This is a genomic window from Streptomyces blattellae (assembly GCF_009709555.1).
Lineage (GTDB): Bacteria > Actinomycetota > Actinomycetes > Streptomycetales > Streptomycetaceae > Streptomyces > Streptomyces blattellae.
Genome location: NZ_WJBG01000116.1, coordinates 1 through 7,155, shown reverse-complemented (window position 1 = coordinate 7,155; position 7,155 = coordinate 1). Strand labels below are relative to the sequence as shown.

The following is a 7,155-nucleotide window of genomic DNA, read 5'->3' as shown; positions in this document are numbered from 1 at the left end:
TCAGACACCCCATGTCGTTTGGTGTCAAGCGGTATGGGGTTGTGCGTGGTGCGACCAGGCGGTTGCTTCGTCGTAGAGGGTGCGGGTCTTGAGGCATCCGTGGAGGATGCCGACGAGCCTGTTGCCGACCTGGCGGAGGGCAGAGTTGTAGCCGGCCTCGCGGGCTCGCTGCTTGTCGTAGTACCGGCGGGCGCCGGGTGAGGCCCGCAGGGCGGAGAACGCCTGGCGCTGAAGCGCGTCGGCGAGCCGGTTGTTGCGCACGTAGCGGGCCTGGACGGTGTGGCTCTTGCCGGAGGCCCGGGTAACGGGGCTGGTTCCGGCGTAGTTCTTGCGGGCCTTGGCGGAGCTGTAACGGGTGGGATCGTCCCCGAACTCGGCGAGCACCCGGGCGCCGGTGATCTCTCCGATGCCGGGCATGGAGAGGTAGATCTCAGCGTCCGGGTGCGCGAGAAAATGCGCCTTCACCTGCTCTTCCATCGCGGCTATCTGTTCGTTGAGGGCGATCAGGAGACGAGCATGGGCGGTCGTGGTGGCCCCGTAGGCGGCGGCCACCGGCTCGGGCAGTTCCAGGTGCTTCTCGCGCAAGGCGGCCTGGATGGCCCCGGCCTTCTGGTCCCGGTTGTGGCGTCGGGCGCGGGCCAAGATGGCGGTGATCTGGATGCGGGTGAGCCTGGCCGCCGCCTGGGGGGTGGGCGCCTTGATGAGCAGTTCCAGCGCGTCGGTGCTGGTCAGCTCCAGGCTCGCGTAGGCGTTCAGGGCTGCGGGGAAGTACTCGCGCAGCGTGTTGCGCAGTCGTTGGAAGGTGCGGGTGCGTTCCCAGATCAGGGTCTGGTGGGCGCGGGCGACGACCTTGACGGCCTGGGCCTGGTCGCTGTCGCCGGCGATGGGCCGCAGCTGGTCGCGGTCGATGCGGACCATGTCGGCCAGCGCGTGGGCGTCGCCTCTGTCGCTCTTGGCGCCGGAGGTGCTGTACCGCTCCTTGAACCGGGCGACCTGCCGAGGGTTGATCGCGTAGACCCGGTAGCCGGCCGCAAGCAGGGCCTGCACCCAGGTGCCGCGGTCCGTCTCGATCCCGACGATCACGTCGCAGGGGACGAGGTCCTCACCCGCATGCTTCGCCACAAGCTCGTGGAGCTTGGTGATACCGTCCGCGCCCTCGGGCAACCTTGCGGTCGCGAGGCGGCGGCCGGTGGTGTCCTGGACTTCGACATCGTGGTGGTCCTCGGCCCAGTCGTCGCCGATCAGCAGCAACTCATCCTCCAGGTCAGGTACTTCCCGGTCATGCAGCCCGCGGAAGACACGGCACGCGGCCTAATGGATCCAGTGCTCACGCTCAGCTCGGCGGGCACGCCACCCCATCAGCGGTCATGGCCTTCCGGCCAACCAGCAGGGGCACGGTCTGACCACAGAACTCACAGTGGTTCCGGCGACATAAGTGCTCACCTGCTGGCGGCTACGGCACCGAGTCTCTCCGACCCGGCAGCTCCCATTAGGCGGTACGGCCATTTCGACGCCGCCGAGGACGCCGTACAGGAGGCGCTGCTCGCAGCGGCCGGGCAGTGGCCCTCGGCCGGCGTGCCCGGCAATCCGCGCGGATGGCTGATCAGGGTGGCCTCGCGGAAGCTGACCGACGTGCTGCGCAGCGAGGAGGCGCGGCGGGCGCGGGAACAGCGGGCGGCGGCGCTCGCCTCGCGCGACGCATCCGCGCAGGACCGTGAGCCGCGTGAGGACGACACGCTCTCCCTGCTCTTCCTGTGCTGCCACCCCGATCTGACCCCGACCGCGCAGATCGCCCTCACCCTGCGCGCGGTCGGCGGTCTGACCACCGCCGAGATCGCCCGCGCCCATCTGGTGCCCGAGGCGACGATGGCACAGAGGATCAGCCGGGCCAAGCAGAAGGTGCGGGGCGTGCGTTTCGGGCGGCCGGACAACTGGCAGGAGCGGCTGCCGGTCGTGCTGCAGATTCTGTATCTGATCTTCAACGAGGGGTACACGGCGACATCCGGCGCGAGATGTCCACCGGTGGCCGCACCCTCCAGGAAGAGGGCTTCGTCCACTGCTCGACCCGTGCGCAACTCCCGCGCGTCGCCGACTTCCTGTACGGCTCCTACGACGGCCCCGGCGAACTGGTGGTCCTGGTCATCGATCCTGAGCGGCTCGACGTACCTCTGCGGTACGAGGCAGCGGAGGCCGGGGGCGAGGAGTTCCCGCATGTGTACGGGCCCGTGCCGGTGGGTGCCGTGGTGGACGTGGAGGTGTGGCGGTGACGCCGTCACACCGCCGGTTGCGGTGCCGGGGAGCGACCAGGCCGATGGCGCCCCGGTCGAACGACGGCATATCACGGCACATCACGGCACATCCAGCGGAGCGCTCAGCGCGGCAGTCCGCCCGTCTCCGGATCGCGGCCGGTCAGGCAGTACGTCCCGCCCGCCGGGTCGCGCATCACCGTCCAGTGGCGGCCCGCGGCGACGAAGGACGCGCCCAGGTGCTCGTGACGGGCGCGGGTCGCCGGGATGTCGGCGCAGGCGAGATCGAGGTGGGCGGAGGCGGGGCGCTCCTCGCCGAGCCGTTGGAGCAGGATGCGGATGGCCGGCCCGGGCGGCGGCTTGAGCACATGGAACTCGGGGAGGGAGCCGGGCGCTGACGCCCAGTCCGCCAGCAGGCCGCTCCAGAAGGCGACTTCGGCGTCGTACAGCGACGGCGGTACGTCGACGCAGACCTGGTCGAGCCGGGTGCCGCGCACCACGGGCGGCCGTACCGACTCCCCGTGCCAGGGCACGGCGCAGAACGACTGCCCCGCGGGAGAGCGGAGCACGGCCCAGTCGTCGTGGTCGGCGACGGCATCCGCGCCCGCGGTGAGCGCCGACCTCACCAGGGCCCGTACATCGTCCACCGCGAGGTCGAGATGCGCCCCGCCCGTGCCGGAGGCGACCCCCTGGACCTTCACGCAGGCGTCCGCCGCGCCGGGGAGCAGGGTCGCGAACTCCCCGTTCCCGCCCCGCGGCGGCGACAGCCGTGTGTCCGTGACGGCCGTCCAGAATTCGGCGGAACGGTCGAGGAGCGCGGCCGGGCGGTCGACGAAGGCGTAGGTCCAGCGGACGGTCATGGGGCGATCGTAGGACGGAGGGCCAGTGGGACGGAGGGCCAGTGGGACGGAGGGCCGGTAAGGCGGAGGGATGCAGCCGCTCCGGCTCATCTCACGGACGCCCGCGCTGGAAGTCGTCGGCACGGCCGGACCCACGCATCGTGGGCGCCGCGGCGAACCTGCTGGAGGCGGGGGAGGACGACACGGAGCGGTGATCCGGGCCAGCAGCGGTGAGGGGCGGCCCGGTCGGAACAGCCGACCGGACCTTCCCGTAAGGGCCTGGGTCTCCGTACGGAGACCCAGGCCCTTACGGCGCCTGAGTACGCGTACTCAGGCCGGTTGCGTCGCCTCGCCCTGGCTCGGCCGGTCCGCGCTCCCGACGATGGGGTGCTCCCCGCGTCGAGAGAGGTGTCTATGGGCCGTGACCTGGTACAACTGCGCGCTGCCACCCCGGAGGACCACGATTGGATCCACGAACTCCGCCACCGCGTCTACGCGCAGGAGCTGGGCCAGCACCCGCCGGATCCGTCCGGCCGGCTGCGCGACGGGCTGGACGGCGACAACGTCTGCCTGGTCGCGGCGCGCGGCACCGCCCGCATCGGCTTCGTCAGCCTGACTCCGCCCTGGCTGGGACGGTACGCGCTGGACAAGTACCTGACCCGCGACGAACTGCCGCTGCTGACCGAGGGCGATCCGTTCGAGGTCCGCATCCTCACCGTCGAACCGCACCGGCGGTCCACCTCGGCGGCTGCCCTGCTGATGTACGCGGCCCTGCGCTGGATCGCCGCCCGGGGCGGTCGCCAAGTGGTGGCGATGGGGCGTACGGAACTGCTCGACATGTACCGGGCCGTCGGCCTGCGCCCGGCCGGCCGTACGGTCCACAGCGGTGCGTTGACGTTCGAGGTGCTGACCGGCAGCGTGGCCGAGTTGACGAAGGTCGCGACGGATCGCTACCGCACCACGCTGGAGCGCCTGCGGTCCACCGTGGACTGGCGGCTGGACGTGCCCTTCGCGCCCCGGCCGGACGGCTGCGAACACGGCGGGGCCTCGTTCACCGCCATCGGCACGGACTTCCGCAGCCTGCACCGGCGCCATGAGGTGGTCGCGGCCGACGTGCTGGACGCCTGGTTCCCGCCGGCCCCGGGGGTGCGTGCGGCGCTCGTGGACGACCCGGCCTGGGCTGCCCGGACGTCGCCGCCGACCGACGCCGAGGGCCTGCTGGCGGAAATCGCCATGGCCCGGGGCCTGCCGCCGGACACGCTCGCGGTCGGCGCCGGTTCGTCCGACCTGATCTTCAGGGCGTTCGGCCAGTGGCTGACTCCGGAGAGCAGGGTGCTGCTGATGGACCCGGGTTACGGCGAATACGCCCATGTCACGGAGCGGGTGATCGGATGCCGGGTGGACCGGTTCCGGTTGCGCCGCGAGGATGGCTGGCGCATCGATCCGGACCGGCTGTCCGCCGCCGTCGCGTCGGGCCGCTACGACCTCGTGGTCGTGGTCAACCCGAACAACCCGACCGGCCGCCACGCCCCGGCCGCCGAGCTGCGCTCGCTGATCGCCGCCGCGCCGGCCCGGACCCGCTGGTGGATCGACGAGGCATACCTGGGCTACGTCGGCCTGGCCGAGTCGCTCGCCGAACTCGCGGTCGTGGACCCCCGCGTGGTGGTCTGCACCTCACTGTCCAAGATGTACGCGCTCTCCGGCATGCGGGCCGCATACCTGGTGGCCGAGCCGGCCACCGCAGCGCGGATACGTCGGTGGACTCCACCTTGGCCGGTCAGCCTCCCGGCTCAGCTCGCCGCGGTAGCCGCCCTGCGCGCCCCGGTGTACTACAGCGACTGCTGGCTCCGCACCCACGAGCTGAGGCGTCAACTGTCAGCCGACCTCGGCGGGTTGGACGGAGAGGCGCTGGTCGAGGAGGCAGTGGCGAACTTCCTCACCGTGACGCTGCCGACCGGTGGGCCGAGTGCGGCGGAGCTGGTGCGCGAGTGCCGGCGCCATGACGTGTACGTACGCGATCTGTCGCCGCTGTCGCCGCGGTACGAGGGACGTACCGTGCGGATCGCGGTCAGGGACACGGCGGAGAACGCACGCATCGTGGCTGCTTTCGGGGCCGCTCTGGACGCGCTGCGACCGCGGCGAGCATCACTCGCCACTCCGGCTGCCGCCACTCCGGCTGCCGCCACTCCGGCTGCCGTCACTCCGGCCGCCGGATCCGCTCGATGATCACTGTGGCCTCGCTGGCGCACGCCTGAACGACGCCGAAGGGCCCGGCCGGCGAACCGACGCTGTTGGTTAATTCGGGCCCGTGCGTGACGTCGGCTCCCAAGACCCGGTTGTGGTCTTGGGAGCCGACGTTGTCGTATGGGGTGGGTGTCGATGTCTATGCAGCCGAGCGGGCCGGGCGAGATTCCGGTGGAGACGGTGCGGGTGGCGCGGGCCGCGTTCCCGAAGGGGAGCCTGGCGATCCGCGTCCGGGACGAGCTGGGACCGTTGTTCACCGACGAGGAGTTCGCGGATCTCTTCCCTGCGCGGGGGAAGCCTGCCTGGTCACCGGGGCGGCTGGCGTTGGTGCTGGTGTTGCAGTTCGTCGAGGGTCTCACCGACCGGCAGGCCGCCGAGGCGGTGCGGGCGAGGATCGACTTCAAGTACGCCCTCGCGCTGGAACTGACTGATCCGGGCTTCGACTTCTCGGTGTTGTCGGAGTTCCGCGACCGCCTCATCGAGGCGGAGGCGGGCAGGCGGGTGCTGGACGGCATCCTGGCCGCGGCCCGGGAGAAAGGACTGCTGAAGACGGCAGGCCGGGCCAGGACCGACTCCACGCATGTTCAGTCCGCGGCACGGGAGCTGTGCTGGCTGGAGATGGTGGCGGAGACGCTCCGTTCGGCGTTGAACACGCTCGCGCAGGCTGCCCCCGACTGGCTGGTGGAGGTTGCCGAACCAGAGTGGTTCAGGCATTACGCCACCCGGGCCGAGGACTCCCGGTTCCCCAAGGGCCAGGTCGGACGGGAGGAGGTCGGCAGGCGGATCGGGGCTGACGGGATGCGACTGCTTGAGGCCGTCTTCTCGCCCCGGGCGCCGGCCGGGCTGCGGGAGCTGGAGCCGGTCCAGATTCTGCGGCAGATGTGGGTTCAGCACTTCCACCTGACCGGGGGCGAGGTGCGGCGGCGGGACCCAAAAGACCGCCCGCCGGGCGCGACGCGCCTGGTCACGCCCTATGACCCCGAGGCGAGGGGCAGCAAGAAACGCGACATCCTGTGGGACGGATACAAGGCCCATCTCACCGAGACCTGCGAGCCGGACACCCCGAACCTGATCACAAACGTGGCCACCACCGACGCCACCGTCCCGGACAGCGTGATGGCCGGCCCGATCCACGCCTCCCTCGCCGAACGGGACTGCCTGCCCGGCGAACACTGGGTCGATGCCGGCTACCCCAACGCCGCCCAGGTCGTGGCCGCCCGCAGCGAACACGGCATCGCTCTGCACGGCCCGATGGCGGCCAACACCACGGCCCAGAAGGACGGCCCCTACGGACAGGACGCCTTCACCATCGACTGGGACAAACAGCAGGTGACCTGCCCGGACGGTATTACCAGCACGCAGTGGCACCACCGGCACTCGCAGCACGGCCAACCCGTCATCCGGGTTCGTTTCAACCCGGCCGACTGCCGCACCTGCACCCACCTGCGTGACTGCGTCAGCTCACCGAAGGCCGAACGCCGGGAGATCACCCTGCGCCACCGCGCCGAACATGAAGCCGTCCAGGCCGCCCGGACCGAGCAGCAGACCGACGTGTGGAAGGAACGCTACAAGATCCGTGCCGGGGTCGAGGGCACCATTTCTCAAGGCCTCCAGCGCTGCGGCCTGCGCAGATCCCGCTACCGGGGCCTGGCAAAGACCAGTCTCCAGCACCAGCTCACAGGCGCCGCCATCAACCTCACCCGCATCGACGCCCACCTCACCGGCACACCACGAGCCCGCACCCGCACCAGCCACTTCGCAGCACTTCGCCCCGCCGACCAAGTCGACGGGGCGAAGCAACAGGGCCCGAATTAACCAACAGCGTC

5 protein-coding genes and 1 pseudogene are annotated in these 7,155 nt (G+C 70.9%); 4 read left to right on the top strand and 2 right to left on the bottom strand.

From position 1 onward, the window contains the following. Nucleotides 1–24: 24 nt before the first annotated feature. On the bottom strand, nt 25–1,251 hold the full coding sequence (locus GFH49_RS08290) for an IS110 family RNA-guided transposase (RefSeq protein ID WP_155053965.1): 1,227 nt from the start codon (nt 1,249–1,251) through the stop codon (nt 25–27). Between the two features lie 180 nt (nt 1,252–1,431). Here GFH49_RS08290 and GFH49_RS08285 point away from each other — a divergent pair. Next, nucleotides 1,432–2,085, top strand: a pseudogene (locus GFH49_RS08285) (sigma-70 family RNA polymerase sigma factor); the annotation flags it as partial. Continuing rightward, nucleotides 2,001–2,267 (top strand): DUF952 domain-containing protein, encoded by a 267-nt coding sequence (locus GFH49_RS08280; RefSeq protein WP_408055889.1) that lies wholly within the window; start codon nt 2,001–2,003, stop codon nt 2,265–2,267. The pseudogene GFH49_RS08285 and the gene GFH49_RS08280, both read left to right, overlap by 85 nt. A 104-nt stretch (nt 2,268–2,371) precedes the next feature. On the opposite strand, the gene GFH49_RS08275 is transcribed toward GFH49_RS08280, so the two are convergent. Next, nucleotides 2,372–3,106 carry a VOC family protein gene (locus GFH49_RS08275; RefSeq protein ID WP_155055142.1) on the bottom strand — a complete coding sequence of 245 codons (735 nt, stop codon included), beginning with the start codon at nt 3,104–3,106 and terminating at the stop codon, nt 2,372–2,374. 393 nt (nt 3,107–3,499) lie between these two features. Here GFH49_RS08275 and GFH49_RS08270 point away from each other — a divergent pair, with 393 nt between their 5' ends. Both GFH49_RS08270 and GFH49_RS08265 read left to right on the top strand, forming a co-directional pair. After that, nucleotides 3,500–5,311, top strand: coding sequence for a histidinol-phosphate aminotransferase family protein (locus GFH49_RS08270; RefSeq protein WP_155055141.1), 1,812 nt, complete (start codon nt 3,500–3,502; stop codon nt 5,309–5,311). A gap of 153 nt (nt 5,312–5,464) precedes the next feature. Continuing rightward, nucleotides 5,465–7,144, top strand: a complete 1,680-nt coding sequence (locus GFH49_RS08265) for an IS1182 family transposase (protein ID WP_155054089.1) — start codon at nt 5,465–5,467, stop codon at nt 7,142–7,144. Nucleotides 7,145–7,155 lie beyond the last annotated feature (11 nt).